The 19,247-nt window shown below is 65.0% G+C and carries 17 protein-coding genes; 16 read left to right on the top strand and 1 reads right to left on the bottom strand.

The window, feature by feature from the left end:
• Positions 1 to 182 precede the first annotated feature (182 nt).
• The 3 genes from NKF27_RS08555 to NKF27_RS08545 all read left to right on the top strand — a co-directional run bounded on the left by NKF27_RS08555 (position 183) and on the right by NKF27_RS08545 (position 4,375).
• A complete protein-coding gene (locus NKF27_RS08555) occupies positions 183 to 584 on the top strand; it encodes a hypothetical protein (RefSeq protein WP_253556071.1) in 402 nt (133 codons plus the stop codon).
• Between the two features lie 705 nt (positions 585 to 1,289).
• Positions 1,290 to 3,062 carry a type I secretion system permease/ATPase gene (locus NKF27_RS08550; protein ID WP_108447747.1) on the top strand — a complete coding sequence of 591 codons (1,773 nt, stop codon included), beginning with the start codon at positions 1,290 to 1,292 and terminating at the stop codon, positions 3,060 to 3,062.
• The gene (locus tag NKF27_RS08545; RefSeq protein WP_253556070.1) at positions 3,059 to 4,375 is read left to right on the top strand and encodes an HlyD family type I secretion periplasmic adaptor subunit; all 1,317 of its coding nucleotides are present in this window, start codon (positions 3,059 to 3,061) and stop codon (positions 4,373 to 4,375) included. Before NKF27_RS08550 ends, NKF27_RS08545 begins: the two co-directional genes overlap by 4 nt.
• A 75-nt stretch (positions 4,376 to 4,450) precedes the next feature.
• Here NKF27_RS08545 and NKF27_RS08540 read toward each other — a convergent pair whose 3' ends face one another.
• Positions 4,451 to 5,341, bottom strand: coding sequence for a helix-turn-helix transcriptional regulator (locus NKF27_RS08540; RefSeq protein ID WP_253556069.1), 891 nt, complete (start codon positions 5,339 to 5,341; stop codon positions 4,451 to 4,453).
• 158 nt (positions 5,342 to 5,499) lie between these two features.
• Between NKF27_RS08540 and NKF27_RS08535 the strand changes: the two genes are divergently transcribed.
• The 13 genes from NKF27_RS08535 to NKF27_RS08475 all read left to right on the top strand — a co-directional run bounded on the left by NKF27_RS08535 (position 5,500) and on the right by NKF27_RS08475 (position 19,229).
• Positions 5,500 to 6,198, top strand: a complete 699-nt coding sequence (locus tag NKF27_RS08535) for an ABC transporter permease (RefSeq protein WP_253556068.1) — start codon at positions 5,500 to 5,502, stop codon at positions 6,196 to 6,198.
• A complete protein-coding gene (locus NKF27_RS08530; RefSeq protein ID WP_253556067.1) occupies positions 6,195 to 6,920 on the top strand; it encodes an ATP-binding cassette domain-containing protein in 726 nt (241 codons plus the stop codon). The genes NKF27_RS08535 and NKF27_RS08530 overlap by 4 nt, the downstream gene beginning before the upstream one ends.
• 79 nt (positions 6,921 to 6,999) lie before the next feature.
• On the top strand, positions 7,000 to 7,842 hold the full coding sequence (locus tag NKF27_RS08525; RefSeq protein WP_253556066.1) for a substrate-binding domain-containing protein: 843 nt from the start codon (positions 7,000 to 7,002) through the stop codon (positions 7,840 to 7,842).
• Between the two features lie 172 nt (positions 7,843 to 8,014).
• On the top strand, positions 8,015 to 8,518 hold the full coding sequence (locus NKF27_RS08520; RefSeq protein ID WP_253556065.1) for a cupin domain-containing protein: 504 nt from the start codon (positions 8,015 to 8,017) through the stop codon (positions 8,516 to 8,518).
• Between the two features lie 444 nt (positions 8,519 to 8,962).
• A complete protein-coding gene (locus NKF27_RS08515; RefSeq protein ID WP_045994997.1) occupies positions 8,963 to 10,132 on the top strand; it encodes an isovaleryl-CoA dehydrogenase in 1,170 nt (389 codons plus the stop codon).
• 12 nt (positions 10,133 to 10,144) lie between these two features.
• Positions 10,145 to 11,752, top strand: coding sequence for a carboxyl transferase domain-containing protein (locus NKF27_RS08510; RefSeq protein ID WP_253556064.1), 1,608 nt, complete (start codon positions 10,145 to 10,147; stop codon positions 11,750 to 11,752).
• A gap of 20 nt (positions 11,753 to 11,772) precedes the next feature.
• Positions 11,773 to 12,639 (top strand): enoyl-CoA hydratase-related protein, encoded by an 867-nt coding sequence (locus NKF27_RS08505; protein ID WP_253556063.1) that lies wholly within the window; start codon positions 11,773 to 11,775, stop codon positions 12,637 to 12,639.
• Complete coding sequence (locus NKF27_RS08500) at positions 12,636 to 14,786, top strand: acetyl/propionyl/methylcrotonyl-CoA carboxylase subunit alpha (RefSeq protein WP_253556062.1); 2,151 nt, start codon at positions 12,636 to 12,638, stop codon at positions 14,784 to 14,786. The genes NKF27_RS08505 and NKF27_RS08500 overlap by 4 nt, the downstream gene beginning before the upstream one ends.
• Positions 14,786 to 15,700 carry a hydroxymethylglutaryl-CoA lyase gene (locus NKF27_RS08495; protein WP_253556061.1) on the top strand — a complete coding sequence of 305 codons (915 nt, stop codon included), beginning with the start codon at positions 14,786 to 14,788 and terminating at the stop codon, positions 15,698 to 15,700. Before NKF27_RS08500 ends, NKF27_RS08495 begins: the two co-directional genes overlap by 1 nt.
• A 192-nt stretch (positions 15,701 to 15,892) precedes the next feature.
• A complete protein-coding gene (locus NKF27_RS08490; RefSeq protein WP_253556060.1) occupies positions 15,893 to 16,102 on the top strand; it encodes a hypothetical protein in 210 nt (69 codons plus the stop codon).
• 17 nt (positions 16,103 to 16,119) lie between these two features.
• Positions 16,120 to 16,488, top strand: a complete 369-nt coding sequence (locus tag NKF27_RS08485) for a hypothetical protein (protein ID WP_253556059.1) — start codon at positions 16,120 to 16,122, stop codon at positions 16,486 to 16,488.
• A gap of 63 nt (positions 16,489 to 16,551) precedes the next feature.
• Complete coding sequence (locus tag NKF27_RS08480) at positions 16,552 to 17,109, top strand: hypothetical protein (RefSeq protein ID WP_253556058.1); 558 nt, start codon at positions 16,552 to 16,554, stop codon at positions 17,107 to 17,109.
• 203 nt (positions 17,110 to 17,312) lie between these two features.
• Entirely contained in the window at positions 17,313 to 19,229 is a 1,917-nt protein-coding gene (locus NKF27_RS08475) for a sodium:proton antiporter (RefSeq protein ID WP_253556057.1), read from the top strand.
• The last annotated feature ends 18 nt before the right edge of the window (positions 19,230 to 19,247 follow it).

Genomic DNA, 19,247 nt, shown 5'->3' with positions numbered 1-19,247 from the left:
GTGGCTGAAGGGGTGGCTGAAAGCGCTGCGGCTGGGGTGGTAGAGAGCGCCGCGGCTGGGGTGGTAGAAAGCGCTGCTGGGGTTGCTGTCGAGCTTGATGCTGGGGTTGCCAAAGGCGCTGCGCTATCGGACGCAGCAGGCGCGCCTGGTGCCGACGCCGGCGCTGCATCTGCCGGGATACCTTGATCACCAGACCCTTGTTCCGATGCTTCCAGACCTGCACCGTCCTGCCCCGCTTCCACCTGGCCACTCGGGCCTGCGACTTCATCGTCACTGGCAGCCTCGGCGTCCTCGATGAGCACATCGAAGGCAGCACGAAGTCCGCCCAGAGCCTGTCCTTGCCCGTCGAGGGCATCGATCACCATGGCCAGCTTGCCCGGTTGCGGCGTCGGCAGGTGGTCGAACACAAAGGGCCGCTCGAAACGCTCGAAGACGCTTTGTGCGCCGGAGGCATCCTTCCAGGTCATCCGCACGGCTTCGACCGCGTCCCGCCATTGGCCAGGATGCGGTGCGACCACCAGATCATGCATCTCGAAATCTTTTGTCCGAAATTCCGCCTTATCTGCCAGACGCTTTTGAAATGACTTTTGCCCACGGCTCACAAATGACATGGAAAACATGGCCTGCCCCCTGACGATTATTTTGGATAGTGATTGCCACCAACTGCCAACAAGAACCCATCAACTTTCTTCGAAGATCTCTCTCGCCGCTTTACAGTCCGCCCAGACGAATCCCCAACTTCCGCTGAGACAACAAACGAACCGGCAGCCAGAAAGAGATGGCTCTCTCTGATTCTATAACCCGACGGAGGTACATCAAGATTTTTTTGATAGCGCTAACCATGCGGAATAAACGGTAGAAAAACCCTCATCAACGGTACTATATCTAGTTGTTTTCAATCGTTTTATTAAATTATTAACCTCTCTTCATGCAGTATACTCACCACCCTAAAACCAAGAACAAGACACCTCCAAAACCAGCGTAACAACACTCCAACATGAGACTTTTATTATGCCAACATCGGATATATATTCAGATTTCCACTATTAAAAAATCAGAGAAACAGCCCGCAAATAACCGGGAAATAAAATCCAAAGAATAACTAGGTAAAACCCCCTGCAAAGTAGTTGCAAGGTAGAAAAATCCGCATAACATCTTTAGTCATTCGACGTCCGCGTTGACCCACGACATTCACCATCCATAGGAAAATGGCCCAACCGATTTTCAAAAAAACGGCGCAATGTTCGCCAAACAAGAAAAATGACGTAACGTCCAGGGGGAGAGGGAAGATGTCTGCGGAACACAACGATCTGCGCAAGGTGCTGGCCTTCTGCCGGCGCAGCTTTGGCTATGTGGCCCTGTTCAGCCTGTTCATCAACCTGCTGATGCTGGTGCCGCCACTCTATATGCTGCAGGTGTATGACCGGGTGCTGACCACCCGCAGCCAGGAAACCCTGTGGATGCTGACGCTGGTGGTGGTGTTCCTGTTTCTGGTGATGGGTGGGCTCGAGCTGATGCGCTCACGCATCCTGGTCCGGGTCGGCAATCGCCTCGATGCGTTGATCAGTCCCCGGCTCTACAGCGCCATGTTCAAGCGCACCCTGTCGAGCCCCGGCAAGCCCTCCGCTCAACCGCTCAACGACCTGACCAGCCTGCGTCAGTTCCTCTCCGGCAACGGCCTGTTTGCCTTCTTCGATGCGCCCTGGGTACCGGTCTACATCGGGGTGCTGGCACTCTTTCATCCGTGGTTTGGGCTGTTTGCCCTGGGCGCCGGCGTGATCCTGGCCACCATCGCGGTCATCAACGAGCGTATGACCAAGCAACTGCTGACCGAGGCCAACGGTCGCCACGTGCAGTCCCAGGACCTGGCCAACAGCAACCTGCGCAACGCCGAGGTGCTGCACGCCATGGGCATGCTGCCCGGCATCCAGGGCCGCTGGGCGGCGCGCCATCGTGAATACCTGGTGCTGCAATCCCAGGCCAGCGATCGCTCGGGCCTGCTGACCAATACCTCCAAGGTGCTGCGGCTGATGTTCCAGTCGCTGATCCTGGGCATCGGTGCCTTTCTGGTGCTCAGGGGCGAGCTGACCCCTGGCATGATGATCGCCGGTTCGATCCTGATGGGCCGCGCCCTCGCCCCCATAGACCAGATGATCAACGGCTGGAAGGGCTTTTCCGGGGCACGCACGGCCAAGGGACGACTCGAGGCGTTGCTCGACGAGGTGCCCGCCGATCCGCCGACCATGCCGCTGCCCCGGCCCCGCGGTCAGCTCAGCCTGGAAGGCGTCAGCGCCGCGCCTCCCGGCGTGCGCCTGCCGACCCTGACCAACATCGACCTGAAGCTTGCCAAGGGCGAACACCTGGCCGTGGTCGGCCCCAGCGCCTCGGGCAAGTCGAGCCTTGCCCGGGTGGTGCTCGGGCTATGGCCGGCTCAGCTTGGCTGTGTGCGCCTGGATGGCGCCGATATCAACAAGTGGGATCGCACCGCGCTGGGCCCCTACCTCGGCTATCTGCCCCAGGACATCGAGCTGTTCGACGGCAGCGTGGCCGAGAACATCGCCCGCTTCCAGGAAGTCGACCCCGAGCAGGTCGTGCGTGCCGCCCGCCGTGCCGGCGTGCATGAACTGGTGCTGAAGCTGCCCGAAGGCTATGACACCTATCTGGATCACGGCGGCACCGCGCTGTCCGCCGGTCAGCGCCAGCGTATCGGCCTGGCCCGAGCGCTCTACGGCGACCCCGCGCTGATCGTGCTGGATGAACCCGACGCCAATCTGGACGATGCCGGTGAGGCCGCCCTGGCCGAGTGCCTGCTCCAACTGCGCCAGCAGGGCACCACCGCGCTGGTGATCACCCATCGCCAACGCCTGCTGAGCAACGTCGATCGTATCCTGGTGCTCAAGGACGGCCAAATCGCCTCGCTGACGCCGCCCCGCCGCAATACGCCGGCGGCCGCCGTGGCCACCGCTGGACGGCGCTCGCCCGGCGTCACCACCCTGCACCCCAGCGCCCGGGGGCGCTCCCCCGTCAACCGCCGCAGCGGCGGTGAGGAGACCTCATCATGAACAGCCCCTCCCCTTCCCAGGACGACCTGCCGCTGCAGGACACTCGCTATCGGCGCATGGGCCTGATCATCCTGCTGGTCGCCTTCGGCGGCTTCGGCAGCTGGTCGGTAATGGCCAGCCTGGCGGTCTCGGTGGTGGCTCCAGGCTCGGTGTCGGTAGAGAGCTTCACCAAGACGGTGCAGCATCTCGAGGGTGGCATCGTCGAGCAGATCCACGTCGAGGATGGTAGCCAGGTCGAGGCCGGAGCACCGTTGATCACCCTGGATGACACCCAGGCGATGGCCCAGAGTCGTATCGTCGAGACCGAGTACCTGATCGCCCGCGCCAGCGAAGTACGCCTGCTGGCCGAACAGTCCGGCGCCGAAACGCTGGTCTTCCCCCAGGCCCTGATCGATTCGGACAACGCCCGGGTACAGGCGGTGCTGGAGGTTCAACGACGGCTGTTCGAGGTACGCCGCGACTCGCTGGAGGGCACCCTGGCGGCGCTCGACCAGCAGATCCTCCAGCTCGAGGAGCAGATCACCGGCCTCGAGGAGACCCAGGTCATCACCCAGCGGCGAATCGACTCCCTCAACGGCGATGTCGCCAACCACCGTAAGCTGTTTCGTGATGGCTTGATCAGCAGCCAGCGCATGCGCGAGATGGAGCGCGAGAGCCTGGAGTACCAGAGCGACAACGCTCGTCACGTCTCCGAGGTGGCCAGGCTCAGGGCCCAGATCAGCGAGAACACCCTGAACAAGCAGATACGCCTGCAGGAGTTTCAGCAGCAGGTCGGCGAGGCGCTGCGCCAGGTGCAGGCCGAGGTGGCCGACGCTGAAGAACGCCTGGTGGCGTTGAACGATACCTTGAAGCGCACCGAGATCACCGCCCCGGTAGCGGGCACCGTGGTCGGGCTCAAGGTGCATACCCTCGGCGCGGTGGTGCGCGGCGGCGACCCGCTGATGGACCTGGTGCCCATTGGCGACGGCTTTATCGTCGAGGCCAAGGTGGCCAACCACGACGTCGACCATCTGTACCTTGGCCAACCGGCGGAAATCCGCTTCAGCGCCTTCAACCAGCGGCTGTCCAACGTCATCGACGGTGAGGTCGTCCACGTCAGCGCCAACAGTTTCGAGGACGAGGCGACGCGCCAGCGCTACTACAAGGTACGCATCCAGGTCACCGAACTCGGCGAGAAGGACATGACCGAGAATATGCGGCTGATGGCCGGCATGCCGGCAGAGGTGATGATCCGCACCAGCGAAAGAAGCTTCGCCAGCTATGTGGCGAAACCGATCGTGGACATGCTGGCACGGGCGATGCGGGAAGAATAAGAAGGGTGACCGCCTTTTCACGCGACACCCTTGCGCGCGTGAAAAGGCGGAACACCAAGAATCACCGACCTCGCATCAGGCGTTGAAGCGAATCGTCCCGATCCGAGACACCTCGTAGCCGCCGAGGCTTTCCGCCTGGTCCCGTAAACGCTCACCCCGGGCGAAGGCGAACAGCCTCTGCAGGGCATCGCTGAAATAGCTGCGTCGCCGCAACAGCAGGTCGAAGGACTCCTGGTGCAGGGGCAGGAAATGAAGCCCCTGGCGCCTTGCTGCGGCCTCCACACCAAGCCCAACGTCCGCCCTGCCCTGGGCAACGGCAAGCGCCAGGTCGTCCTCGCTTGTCGCCGGATGCTCCACCATATCCAGCCGCTCAATCTCGATACCCTGCCGCTCCAGCAGCCAACCCAGCAAGCGGTGGGCGCCGGCGCCCTCGGGTCGCCGACCGATACGCAGCCCCGCCCTCGCCAGATCACCCAGGCCTTCGACGCCAAGCGGGTTGCCCGGCGCCAGCATCAGCCCCTGGGTACGTCTGGCCCAGTGCACCACCACCAGGTCACGCATGCCACCGAGGCCAAGCTCCGAGGGCACATTGTAGCGCCCCGCCCCGTCCAGCAGATGAGCCCCCACCACCATGGCCTTGCCCGCCAGCAGCCGCTGGATGCCATCACCGCTGCCCAGGCAAAGGCTTGCCAGGCCACAGCCACTCTCGCGCATCGCCCAGTCCAGCAACGGATCCTGACTGCCGGCCATCACCTCCAGCGGCTCGGTGGCGGAAGACTGGTCCCCCTCCAGGTGGTTCATCAGCCACAGGTCGATGGCATGACGTGGAAACAGCAGTTTGCCGGTGGCACGGGTGCAGGGAATCTGCCCCTGGCGGACCAGATCGTAGACCTTGCGTGGCTTCAACCGCAGATAGTCGGCCACCTCTGCGGTGGTGAGGTAGCGAGGCAGGACGGGTTCGACCATCGGGTTACCTCCAAAAGGTGTAGAGGGTCACTTTGCAGGAAGTGGTCTATGGCTGCATATATTACGGCCATGGGGTGCGCGCCGCAGTAGATCATCACATCATGCCGGTAGACCGGAAAACGGCAAGCACCCGACGCCCCCAAATCGACCGAGACACGATGACCGACTCTGCCTTCCTTACTGCCCTTGAACTCGTCATCGGTCTGGACGCCGACCTGCTCGACATCGTCGGGCTATCGCTGAAGATCTCGCTGACCGCTGTTGCCATCGCTGCCCTGCTTGCCTTTCCAATGGGGGCGGCGCTGGCGCTGTTTCGCTTTCCTGGCCGAGCCCCTCTCATCGTCACCCTCAATGCCCTGATGGGCCTGCCGCCGGTGGTGGCGGGCCTCGCCGTCTATCTATTGCTGTCCCGGGCGGGGCCGCTGGGTTCGCTGGGCCTGCTGTTTACCCCCACCGCCATGGTGGTGGCCCAGGTCATCCTGGTGCTGCCGATCCTGGCTGCCCTGACCCGTCAGAAGGTCGAGGAGCTCCACGGCGAGTACGCCGAACAGCTCGCCTCCATCGGGGTTTCTCGGCGGCGCCGTATTCCGACCTTGCTGTGGGACGCCAGGCTGTCGCTGATCACTGTGGTGCTGGCCGGCTTTGGCCGCGCCAGCGCCGAGGTCGGGGCGGTGATGATCGTCGGCGGCAACATCGACGGCGTCACCCGGGTCATGACGACGGCTATCGTGCTGGAGACCAGCAAGGGCAACCTGCCCCTGGCGCTGGGCTTGGGTATCGTGTTGCTGACACTGGTGGGGGTAATCAATGCATTGGCGCATCTGCTGGGCGAAGCGACGCGGAGGCAGCTCGGATGACCCATCTGACGCTTTCGGTACCGGCCACGACGCCACGCCTGAACTTCGATCGCGTCAGCTACGCATCCCGTGGGCAGACGCTGCTGGGGCCGCTGTCGCTGAACCTGGAGGGCCATCGCCGCACCCTGATCATGGGGCCCAACGGCGCCGGCAAGAGCCTGCTGATGCGCCTGGCCCATGGTCTGCTGCAACCGACGTCGGGGCGCCTGGTGTGGGAAGGCGCGGCGCCACGCCAGGCCATGGTGTTCCAGCGCCCGGTGCTGCTCAGACGCTCGGCCCTGGCCAACCTCGAGTATGCCCTGGCGGTGCAGCGGGTGCCCCGGCGCCAGCGTCGCGAACGGGCCAGGGAGGCGCTGGCGCGCTTTGGTCTGGAGGCGCTCGCCCGGCGCCCGGCCAGGGTGCTGTCCGGCGGCGAACAGCAGCGCCTGGCGCTGGCCCGGGCCTGGCTGCTGTCGCCCGAGGTGCTGTTTCTCGATGAGCCCACCTCGGCCCTGGACCCCGCCGCCATTCGCGCCGTGGAGGCCGCCATCGACGACTTCCACCGCCAGGGGGTTCGCATCGTGATGACCAGCCATGACCTTCATCAGGCGCGCCGACTGGCCGACGAGGTGATCTTGCTGCACCACGGCCGGCTGGTCGAACAGAGCCCCGCGGCGACCTTCTTCGACGCCCCGGTCACCACCGAGGGCCACGCCTTTGTCCATGGCGAGCTGCTCGATTGAGCCCGGCCCGCGCCCCGATCTTTCGAACGATGCACGCTTTGTCCCATCACCCGATCCACCCACGCAAGGAAAGGCACCAATGACAAGATATCCAGGCTCCACTCCTGCCAATGCTCTGCTCTCCCGCGCCCTGCTGATCGCGGGTTTGTCGCTGGCTGCCACCAGCGCCCAGGCCGAGGATCGCTCCATCACCCTGGCCTCGACCACCTCGACCCAGAACTCGGGGCTGTTCGACGCCATCATCCCGAGCTTTACCGAGGGCTCCGGCATCGACGTGCACGTGGTCGCCGTGGGCACCGGACAGGCCTTCGAGATCGCCAGACGCGGTGACGCCGACAGCCTGCTGGTGCACGACACCACCGGCGAGGAAGCCTTCGTGGCGGATGGCTACGCCACCGAGCGCGCCGACGTCATGTACAACGACTTCGTGCTGATCGGCCCGGCCGAGGATCCCGCAGGCATCCGTGACGCCGACAGCGCCGCCGAGGCGCTCAACCTGATCGCCGAGCACGAGGCGTCCTTCGCCTCCCGCGGCGACGACAGCGGCACCAACCGGGCGGAGCTGCGGCTGTGGGAGTCGGCGGGGGTCGAACCCGGCGGCGACTGGTACCGTGAGCTGGGCAGCGGCATGGGGGCCACCCTCAACACCGCGGCGGGCATGGGTGCCTACGTGATGTCGGATCGTGCCACCTGGGTGGCCTTCGACAACCGTCAGGATCTCGAGCTGCTGTTCGAAGGGGACGAAGTCCTGTTCAACCAGTACGGCAGCCTCAAGCTGTCACCCGAGCGCCACCCGGAGCTCAAGCACGACCTGGCAGACCAGTGGCACGACTGGCTGTTGTCCGAGGCGGGCCAGCAGGCCATCGGCGATTTCGAGGTCAAGGGACAGCAGCTATTCTTTCCCAACGCCGACGACGAGTAATCGCTGGCTTGCGCTGAAGCCGGCGGCCGCGCCCGAGGCAGCAACCTCAACTGACCGGGGTCGTAGCAGGGTCATATATCTCGGTCTAGGCTGAGACGAGAATTGACGCGAGACGAACGAAGGCACGCGATCGGCGTGCTTCGTTCGTCCCCATGACCGACAAGGACCCTCAATGCGCGCTCGCATCCTCTCTCTGTGCCACTGCCCGATTCCCCGGCAAGACCACCAGCACGGTGACAAGGTCGATGCCAAGATCATCAACCTGACGCCGGTGCTCGGCATGCGCGACCTCGGCTGTCGCCGAGTCACCCTGGCGCCGGGCTGCCACGCCTGGCCTTTCCACTTCCATCACAACAATGACGAGATGTTCATTGTGCTCAAGGGCAAGGGCAGCGTGCGTCTGGGAGAGAAGCGCTACCCCATCGTCGAGGGTGAGCTGATCGCGGCCCCCGCCGGCGACGCCGACTGCGCCCACCAGATCATCAACGACTCCGACGAACCCCTGACCTACCTGTGTATCAGCAGCATGAACGCCCCGGACGTGATGGAGTATCCCGACTCGGGCAAGTTTGGCGTACTGGCCGGCACCGCGCCGGGCGGCGACAAGGCCGAGCGCAGCTTCGAACACTACGGCATGCGCCGGGACGCGGTGGACTACTGGCAGGACGAAGATTGATATGACGGGCACGCCTGGGGACACCCAGCCCGCACCTCGCCGTGTCGCTCCATGCCTTGCCCCAGGCACCCTTTCCCAGGCGTTGCCGGTCTCGCGCCTGGGTCTGGATTCGCATTGAACCAGGCCACTGCCCTGCCCTCGAACTGAGCCGCACAGTCCTCCCGCCCACCCCATCGCACAGCGCCGGACGCTATGCCCGGGGCTGCTGGCGGTTCCCCCACCGTCCAGCGACTGCCACTTGCCTGCCGCCCCATCTACCTACTTTGGTCGCAAGCATCACAAGCTGCACTTTACGTTAACGTAAACCTTGCCTAGTCTTCTTGTCATCCAGTGAACGCACACCGCCTGCGGTGCCGTTTCGACTCGACATCTACACCATCAATAAGGATGGTCCGGCCCTCTCCCGGTGCCGTATCGACCATCAAGGATGCCCCGGAGCCCATCATGTTCAGCCCCTATACGCCCCTCGATTTCGGCCTCGACGAAACCCTGGTCATGCTGCGCGACCAGGTCAACGCCTTCGCCCGCGACGAGATCGCTCCCCGCGCCGGCGAGATCGACGAGAAGAATGAATTCCCCGCCGACCTGTGGCAGAAGTTCGGCGACATGGGCCTGCTTGGCATCACCGTGTCCGACGAGGACGGCGGCACCGGCATGGGCTATCTGGCCCACTGCATCGCCATGGAGGAGATCTCCCGGGCCAGCGCCTCGGTGGGCCTGTCCTACGGCGCCCACTCCAACCTGTGCGTCAATCAGCTCAAGATCAACGCCTCCGCCGAACAGAAGGCCAAGTACCTGCCCAAGCTGATTTCTGGCGAGCACGTAGGGGCGCTGGCCATGTCGGAGCCGGGCGCCGGTTCCGACGTGGTGTCGATGAAGCTGCGCGCCCGCAAGGACGGCGACCGCTACATCCTCAACGGCAACAAGATGTGGATCACCAACGGCCCCGATGCCGACGTGCTGGTGGTCTACGCCAAGACCGATCCTGACGCCGGCTCCAAGGGCATGACGGCCTTTATCATCGAGAAGGGCTTCGCCGGTTTCTCCACCGCCCAGAAGCTCGACAAGCTCGGCATGCGCGGCTCCAACACCTGCGAACTGGTGTTCGAGGACTGCGAAGTCCCCGCCGAGAACGTGCTGGGCGAGGTCGGCAAGGGCGTACGCGTGCTGATGAGCGGCCTCGACTACGAGCGCACCGTGCTGGCTGCTGGCCCCATCGGCATCATGCAGGCGGCGATGGACGTGGTGGTGCCTTACATCCACGAGCGCAAGCAGTTCAACCAGTCCATCGGCGAGTTCCAGCTGGTCCAGGGCAAGGTTGCCGACATGTACACCACCCTGAACGCCTGCCGCGCCTACCTCTACACCGTCGCCGCCGCCTGCGACCGCGGCCAGACCTCGCGCAAGGACGCCGCCGGGGTGATCCTCTACTGCGCCGAGAAGGCCACCCAGGTGGCGCTGGACGCCATCCAGCTGCTCGGCGGCAACGGCTACATCAACGAGTACCCGACCGGGCGCCTGCTGCGTGACGCCAAGCTCTACGAGATCGGTGCCGGCACCAGCGAGATCCGGCGCATGCTGATCGGGCGTGAGCTGTTCAACGAATCCAAGTAAGGGGAGCCGGTCATGGCGATTCTGGACACCAAGATCAACCCGCGCTCCGAGGACTTCCAGGCCCGGGACGCGGCCATGCGCACCGAGGTCGGCCAACTGGCCGAACTGACCGCTGCCATCCGCCGTGGCGGTGGCGACAAGGCCCGTAGCCGTCACGAATCCCGCGGCAAGTTGTTCGTGCGCGACCGCATCGACCACCTGCTCGACGAGGGCTCGCCCTTCCTCGAATTGTCGGCGCTGGCCGCCCATGAGGTGTATGACACCGAAGTGCCGGCGGCCGGCATCGTCACCGGCATCGGCCGCGTTTCGGGCGTCGAGTGCGTGATCGTCGCCAACGACGCCACCGTCAAGGGCGGCACCTATTTTCCGCTGACGGTGAAGAAGCACCTGCGCGCCCAGGAAGTCGCGCGCAAGCATCGCCTGCCCTGCGTCTACCTGGTCGACTCCGGCGGTGCCTTTCTGCCGCGCCAGGACGAAGTGTTCCCCGACCGCGACCACTTCGGCCGAATCTTCTACAACCAGGCCACCCTGTCGGCGGAGGGAATTCCCCAGATCGCCGTGGTGATGGGCTCCTGCACCGCCGGTGGCGCCTATGTGCCGGCCATGGCCGATGAATCGATCATCGTGCGCGAGCAGGGCACGATCTTTCTCGGCGGCCCGCCGCTGGTCAAGGCCGCCACCGGCGAGACCATCAGCGCCGAGGACCTGGGCGGCGCCGACGTCCATACCCGGATCAGCGGGGTCGCCGACCACTACGCCGATAACGACGCCCACGCCCTGCAGATCGCCAGGCGCTGCGTGTCCCGCCTGAACTGGCAGAAGCGCGGCGAGCTGGCGATGGCCGCTCCGCGCCCGCCCAGCCTCGACCCCGAGGAGCTCTACGGTATCGTCGGTACCGACCTCAAGAAGCCCTTCGAGGTGCGCGAGGTCATCGCGCGGATCGTCGATGGCTCCGACTTCGACGAGTTCAAGCGCTACTACGGCGATACCCTGGTCACCGGCTTCGCCCATATCCATGGCCATCCGGTGGGTATCGTCGCCAACAACGGGGTGCTGTTCTCGGAGAGCGCGGTCAAGGGCGCCCACTTCATCGAACTGTGTGCCCAGCGCAGGATTCCGCTGGTGTTCCTGCAGAACATCACCGGCTTCATGGTCGGCTCGAAGTACGAGCACGAGGGCATCGCCAAGCACGGCGCCAAGCTGGTGACCGCGGTGTCCTGCGCCAAGGTGCCCAAGTTCACGGTGCTGATCGGCGGCAGCTTCGGTGCCGGCAACTACGGCATGTGCGGGCGCGCCTTCGAACCCAACCTTTTGTTCATGTGGCCCAACGCCCGCATCTCGGTGATGGGCGGCGAGCAGGCCGCCGGCGTGCTGTCCCAGGTCAAGCGCGAGCAGATCGAACGCGCCGGCGAGTCCTGGTCCGCCGAGGACGAAGAGGCCTTCAAGAAGCCGACCCGCGAACAGTACGAACACCAGGGCCATCCCTACTACGCCAGCGCCCGACTGTGGGACGACGGCGTGATCGACCCGGCCCAGACCCGCGATGTACTGGGCCTGTCGCTGGCCGCCGCGATGAATGCCGAGATCGAACCGACGCGCTTCGGCGTCTTCCGCATGTAATGCCCTCAAGGATGGATCCCATGTCAGACATGTCCCAACTACGGATCGACGCCCGGGGGGTTGCCTGGTTGACCCTGACCCGCCCCGAGGTGCACAACGCCTTCGACGACGCCCTGATCGGCGAGCTCAACGCCCACCTGGATCAGGTACGCCAGGCCGCCGACAGCGGCGAGGTACGAGTGCTGGTGCTGGGCTCAGAGGGCAAGAGCTTCTCCGCCGGTGCCGACCTCAACTGGATGAAGCGCATGGTCGACTACAGCGTCGACGACAACCTGGCCGACTCGCGTGAGCTGTCCCGCCTGATGCACGGTCTCGACAGCCTGCCCTGCGTGACGGTGTGCCGGGTCCAGGGTGCGGCCTTCGGTGGCGCGGTAGGCCTGGCCGCCTGCTGCGACATCGTGATCGCCTCCGACAGAGCCAAGTTCTGCCTATCCGAGGTGCGCATCGGCCTGTCGCCGGCGGTCATCAGCCCCTACGTGCAGCGCGCCATCGGCAGCCGTCAGATGCGTCGCTACGCGCTCAGCGCCGAAGTCATGGACGCCGACACCGCCCAGCGACTGGACCTGGTCCACCGGGTGGTCGCCGCCGACGAACTCGACGCCGCCATCGACGCGATGCTCGACACCCTGCTGGCCACCTCGCCCCAGGCCAGCCGGGCCACCAAGGGCCTGCTGGCGGAAGTCGCCAGAGACACCGACAGCGACGCCACCCGCGAGCGCACCTGTCAGGTCATCAGTGAGCTGCGCACCAGCGCCGAAGGCCAGGAGGGACTGGCGAGTTTCCTCGAGAAGCGCCGTCCGGCCTGGGCCAACAGCGCCTCTTCCACCAGCCCCCCTTCATCCACCAGCCCCCCTTCATCCACCAACAAAAAAGGGAGCGCCTCATGAGCTCGAATCTGTCAGACCGCCAGCCGCGCTTCGACACTCTGCTGGTGGCCAATCGTGGCGAGATCGCCTGTCGTGTCATGGCCACCGCCCGGGCCATGGGCCTGAAGACGGTGGCGGTGTACTCCGACGCCGATGAAGGCGCGCGCCACGTGCGCGAAGCCGATGAGGCGATCCGCATCGGTCCGGCGCCGGCCCGGGAAAGCTATCTCGATGTCGACAAGGTCATCGCGGCGGCCCGCCGCAGCGGCGCCGGCGCCATCCATCCCGGCTACGGTTTCCTGTCGGAAAACGAGGCCTTCGTCAGTGCCTGCGAAGACGCCGGTATCGTCTTCGTCGGCCCGCCCGCCTCCAGCATCAAGGCCATGGGCGACAAGTCCGCCGCCAAGGCCCGCATGATGGACGCCGGGGTCCCGCTGGTGCCGGGCTACCATGGCGATGATCAGGACGACGACCTGCTCAAGCGCGAGGCCGACGCCATCGGCTATCCGGTGCTGCTCAAGGCCAGCGCCGGTGGCGGCGGCAAGGGCATGCGCGTGGTCGAGAACGCCGACGAGTTCCAGGCGGCCCTGGACGGCTGCCGACGGGAGTCCCGCGCGGCCTTCAACGACGACCGCATGTTGATCGAGAAGTACCTGACCCAGCCTCGCCACGTCGAGGTCCAGGTGTTCTGCGACAGCCACGGCGGCGGCGTCTACCTGTTCGAGCGCGACTGCAGCGTGCAGCGTCGTCACCAGAAGGTGCTAGAGGAAGCCCCTGCACCGGGCATGACCCTGGAACTGCGCCAGGCCATGGGCGAGGCGGCGGTGCGCGCGGCCCAGGAGATCGGTTACGTCGGCGCCGGCACGGTGGAGTTTCTGCTCGACGCCTCACCGGGGCAGGACGGCTCCTTCTATTTCATGGAGATGAACACCCGCCTGCAGGTGGAGCACCCGGTCACCGAGATGATCACCGGGCAGGACCTGGTCGAGTGGCAGCTGCGCGTGGCCATGGGCGAGCGCCTGCCGCTGAGCCAGGATGAGCTGACCATCAATGGCCACAGCTTCGAGGCGCGGCTTTACGCCGAGGACGCCGACCAGGACTTCCTGCCCGCCACCGGCCTGCTCAGCCACTTTTCGCTGGACCTCGAGGGCGCCTCGCTGGACCCGGCCAGGGTGCGCCTGGACAGCGGGGTCGAAAGCGGTGACATGGTGTCGATGCACTACGACCCCATGCTGGCCAAGCTGATCACCCACGGCCCCGACCGCGCCTCGGCGCTGGCGACCCTGAACCGCGCCCTGGCGGCGCTGGACGTGCGTGGTGTGGTCACCAACCGCGGCTTCCTGCAGCGCCTGGCCACCCACCCGGACTTCCAGGCGGCCAACCTCGATACCCGCTTTATCGAGCGTCACGAGGACAGCCTGTTCGCCGCCCGTGGCCTCGACCAGGACAGCCTGGCCAGCGCCGCTCTGGTGGCGCTGCATCAGCTGTCTCGGGAGTGCGAGAGCGACTCTCCCTGGGACCGCCACGACGGCTTTCGCCTGAACGGCCCGCGCCAGATCCGTATCGCCTTATGCGACCCGCGCGAGGCGCTGGACACCGAGCCTGCGAGCCTGGCGCTGGTCGAGGGACGTCATGGGGCCAGCGACGACGCTTGGCAGCTCAGCATCAGCGGGGCCAATCGCGACGCGGTCCAGCAGGTATCGGCGAGCCTCACCGATCTGCCTGGCGACGCCGTGGCGATCACCCTGGACGGCCACCGCCGCCGCCTGCAGGCGCGCCTGGTGGGCGAAGGCAAGGAGCGCAACGAGATCGTGCTGTCGAGCCCCGAGGGCGAGGTCCGCCTTTACTGGCGGCGTATCGACGCCATCGACCACGGCCAGCACGAGGTCGAGTCGACCCTGACCGCGCCCATGCACGGTACCGTGGTGGCGCTGCTGGTGGAGCCCGGTGCTGCCGTTGCCAAGGGTGACGCCCTGATGGTGATGGAAGCGATGAAGATGGAGCACACCCTCACCGCCCCGGCCGACGGCGCCGTGGCCAGCTTCCACTTCGCCGCCGGCGACACCGTCGGCCAGGGCGACGTGCTGCTGGAGTTCGACGCCGGCGCGTCGCCAACAGAGGCGCAGTCAGAGACACAGCCCGAAACCGAGCAAAAGGAGTCCCGCTGATGGCCCTTCCCGCCAGCGTTCGCATCGTCGAAGTCGGGCCTCGCGACGGTCTGCAGAACGAGCCGGACCCGATCACCACCGCGACCAAGCTCGAACTGGTCGAACGCCTGGCCAAGGCCGGCCACCGCCATATCGAGGCGGCCAGCTTCGTGTCGCCCAAGTGGGTGCCGCAGATGGCCGACCACCGCGAGGTGATGACCGCCCTGATGCGAGAGGGAAAAGGCCAGCCAGGGGTGCGCTATTCTGCGCTGACTCCCAACTTGAAAGGGCTGGAGGCGGCCATCGAGTGCGGCGTCGATGAGGTGGCGGTGTTCGGCGCAGCCTCTGAGTCGTTCTCGCAGAAAAACATCAACTGCTCCATCGCCGAGTCACTCGAGCGCTTCGCCCCAGTAGTGGAGCGCGCCCGCGATCAGGGAATCCAGGTGCGCGGCTATGTGTCCTGCGTGCTCGGCTGCCCCTACGAAGGAGAGATCGCCTCCGAGCAGGTAGCGGCGGTCGCCCGGGCGCTGGACCAAATGGGCTGCTACGAGGTGTCACTGGGCGACACCATCGGCACCGGCACCCCGCTCAAGGCCCGGCGCATGCTCGAGGCGGTGGCCCGTGATGTACCGGTCGAACGTCTGGCCGCCCACTTCCACGACACCTATGGCCAGGCGCTGGCCAATCTGGCCGCGGTGCTCGAGGACGGCGTCCAGGTGATCGACAGCTCGGTGGCGGGACTCGGGGGCTGCCCCTACGCCAAGGGCGCCAGCGGCAATGTCGCCACCGAGGACGTGGTCTACCTGCTTGAAGGCCTGGGCATCGAAACCACGGTGGACCTCGAGCGCATCGCCGCCGTGGGCGACTGGATCACCCGCGCCATCGGGCGTCCCAATCGTTCCAAGGCCGGTGTGGCGGTGGTTGCCAAGGGCTAACCAGTGCCGAGGGGGAAGGAGGGAAGCGAGAAACAGGGCCTGAGCGATTCTTCCCTCCCTTTCCTCTCTATGTCCTCTCCCTTCTCTCTTTCCTCTCCCTTCTCTCTTTGCTCTCCGTTCCGCTTCCTTTCCATCCCGCGCCATACATCGCATCGTGCTATTCTCAGTGTCAGTCCATGAGAGGAACAGGACATGAGCGCACAGGGCCAACGCATTCTCGAGCAGATTCAGCAGCAGCTGCAGCAATCGACCGAGGCGGCAGAGACGGCAGGCTGGGATGACGTGGATATCACTGCCTCGGGCACAGTGGTGGTGCGCAGGTACGCCAGCAAGGACGCCGCCGAGCTCGAGCGCCAACGCATCGACCAGAGCCTCCCCCTGGCTTCCCACGACAGCCAGTAGCAGCGTAGCCGCCCACCATGATCGGGCTGCTTATCTTTCCCGTACTGGTATGTGGTTATATCTACCTCACCGAAAGCCCTGCCGAGCGCATCCGCATCAGTCTCTACCATGGCTGGTCGCTCTACATTCGTGCTGCACAGTTCGGCATCCTTATCGTCGCGGTGGTCGCCTTGCTGTTCGGCTATCTGCTGCCGTGGCTCGGTATACTGATCGGCAAGCTGACAGGCATCACCCTCCTTCCTCACACTCACCTGTTCATGCTGCTCGCCCAACTGATGGCAAGCGGACTGTACGCTGCAACGCCTCCTCCTCCCGCCACCATGGCATCGCTTCAGATTGCGTCATTGTCACTGTGCTCAATCGCCTTTACCTGGTGCACCGCCTGATCATGCCAGCGATTCACCTGGCTGGGAGCAACACGGCTACAACAGGCACAACGCCACCATGTGGTGAAGTTACTGCGAGACCAGGCACCTATCGAGCACCACCTTGTCACCATCATGACCCAGGCCAAGATCGACCTGGCCCACAACGCGGCCATTCTCGAGGCCCGAACCGGTCTGTCCGACAACCTGTACAAAGGGACGATCGATCGCCACGACAGGACAAGCCGGTCGTCCTTGCTGAAGACACTGAAACAGCTCAAGTATCGCAAGATCACCTACGCCCTGGTGACCCTGGAAAACGACAAGATCTACATCGGCCTGCCGACCATCGTGCCGGAGCCGGACGAGGAAAGCGTGGTGTCCAATGCCATTCGTCTGATACCGCTGCGCTCGGGCTACCGTCATGAACAGAACAAGCAGGTGACCCTGACCACCCAGTATGACTTCGACCTGGCCGCGCCAAGAGCGGAGTTCGAAGTCTCGCTTCAGCGCGACAAGGTCATCAGCGTTTCCGGCTTCACGTTCAATCTTCGCCACCCGTCCCCACGGACTGACAAGAACACATCCCTTCCCTCGGTGCTGCGAAGGCTCCTTCGATGCCTGCGCGGTGCGGGCCCCTGAGTCTCCAGGCAACTGTGCCGATCGGGTCGCAAGCGTTTACAGGGATGGTTGTGAATGCTGCAGGCGCCACCTAGCGTTAGATAGCATCGTTTGCCGACCTTGCGTACCCGAATTGCCGTGCCGACATTTCGCGCCCGAGGTTTCGTACCCAGCCTGGCAAGCAAAGCACTGACTGCACCGATTGGACCACAGGGAAGCCCCTCATGACCCCCGTTCTCGTCTTCTGCCTGATCGCGGCGCTCGGTATCGGCGCCCAGTGGCTGGCCTGGCGCTGGAAGGTGCCGGCCATCGTCCTGCTGCTGCTGAGCGGCGTACTCATCGGCCCGGTAACCGGTGTACTCGACCCACGCTCGGTATTCGGCGAGTTGCTCGAACCGCTGATCGCGGTCGCCGTGGCGATGATCCTGTTCGAGGGTGGCCTGACGCTGAACCTGACACGGCTGAAGGGCGCGGAGCTTGCGGTGAAGCGCCTGGTGTTCTTCGGCGGCCCGCTGGTCTGGCTGCTGGCGACCCTGTCGGGTCACTACATCGGTGGGCTGACCTGGGCATCGGCCTCGGTGCTGGGCGGCATCCTGATCGTCACCGGCCCCACCGTCATCATTCCCCTGCTGCGCCAGGCCAGCCTCAAGCGGCGCCCCGGGGAGATCCTGCGCTGGGAGGCGATCCTCAATGACCCGGTGGGCGCGCTGGCGGCGGTGCTGGCCTTCGAGCTCGCCATCGTCCTCAACTCCTCTCACTCGCTGTCGATGACCCTCGGCCATATGGCGTTGGGCATCGCGGTGGCGAGCGCGGTGGGACTGGCCACCGCCTGGGGGCTGATCCGCGCGATCAAGGGCGGCCATATCCCCGAGTTTCTCAAGGTGCCGGTGATCATCTTCTTCGTCATGGCCACCTACGCCCTGCCCAATGCCCTGCTGCATGAAAGCGGCCTGCTGGCGGTCACCGTGATGGGCGTGGTGATCGGCAATTCGTCGCTGTCGTCGCTCGACGAGATCCGCCGCTTCAAGGAGAACATCACCGTACTGCTGGTCTCCGGGGTATTCATCCTGCTGGCCGCTCAGGTGGACCTGGGCACCCTGGCCACCCTGACGACCCGCGAAATCCTGTTCGTCGCAGTGGTACTGCTGCTGGTCCGCCCGCTGGCGGTCTTCGTATCGTTGATCAAGGTCGACCTGCCCTTCGGCGAGAAGCTGATGGTCGGCTGGATCGGTCCACGCGGGGTGGTCGCGGTGGCCATCGCCGGTCTGTTCGGCGCGCGCCTGGTCGACATCGGCATCGAGGACGCCGCCCTGCTGTCGCCATTGGCCTTTGCCATCGTCGCCGTCACGGTGCTGCTTCACGGCTTCTCGCTGCAACCCCTGGCCCGTCGCTTCAATCTTCAGTCCACCGATACCAAGGGGCTGTTGATCATCGGCGCCAACCCCTTCACGGTCGCCCTTGCCGAGGCCATCCAGTCCACCGGGCGCCCGGTGCTGATCGCCGATCGCAACTACAACCATCTACGCCAGGTCAGAGGCCGCGACATTCCCACCTACTACGGCGAGGTACTCACCGAGGAGGCCGAACTGACACTCGAGTTCAGCCGTTTCGACAGCATGGTGGCGCTGACCGACAACGACGACTACAACGCCCTGCTGTGCATGCACTATGCTCCCGAATTCGGCCACCATCAGGTGTACCGCTTCGCCCCGGGGGGCGGTGCCGGTGGCGATCATCTCGAGCAGACCCTGGGCGGGCGCTTCTTCGCCAAGGAACTCGACTTCGAACAGGCCACCAACTACATCCGCGAGGGCTGGTGCGTCCGTCTGACGCGCCTCAGCGAGAGCTATTCGTTCGAGGACTATCGACGCGACAACCCCGACGCCCGGGTGATATCGACCTACAGCGAGGATGGCGAAGTACGCGTCATGCACAAGGATGAAAACTTCGATGCCGGTGACGGCGAGACTCTGCTCGCCCTGGTGCCCGACGACACCCATCGCGACAAGGCAGAGCGCCACGCCAGACGCCAGGAGCAACAACCGACGGATGTCAGCGTTGACGACGGGGCCCATGACGATGACGACGGCGACTCCCGCGACAACACGACTCCCGGACGCGAACCGCCTGAGCAGGGCTGATCCGGCGAGGTATCGTGG

The sequence above is a fragment of the Halomonas sp. DN3 genome (assembly GCF_024137905.1).
GTDB lineage: Bacteria > Pseudomonadota > Gammaproteobacteria > Pseudomonadales > Halomonadaceae > Halomonas > Halomonas litopenaei.
This window is presented reverse-complemented; position numbering and strand designations above follow the sequence as displayed.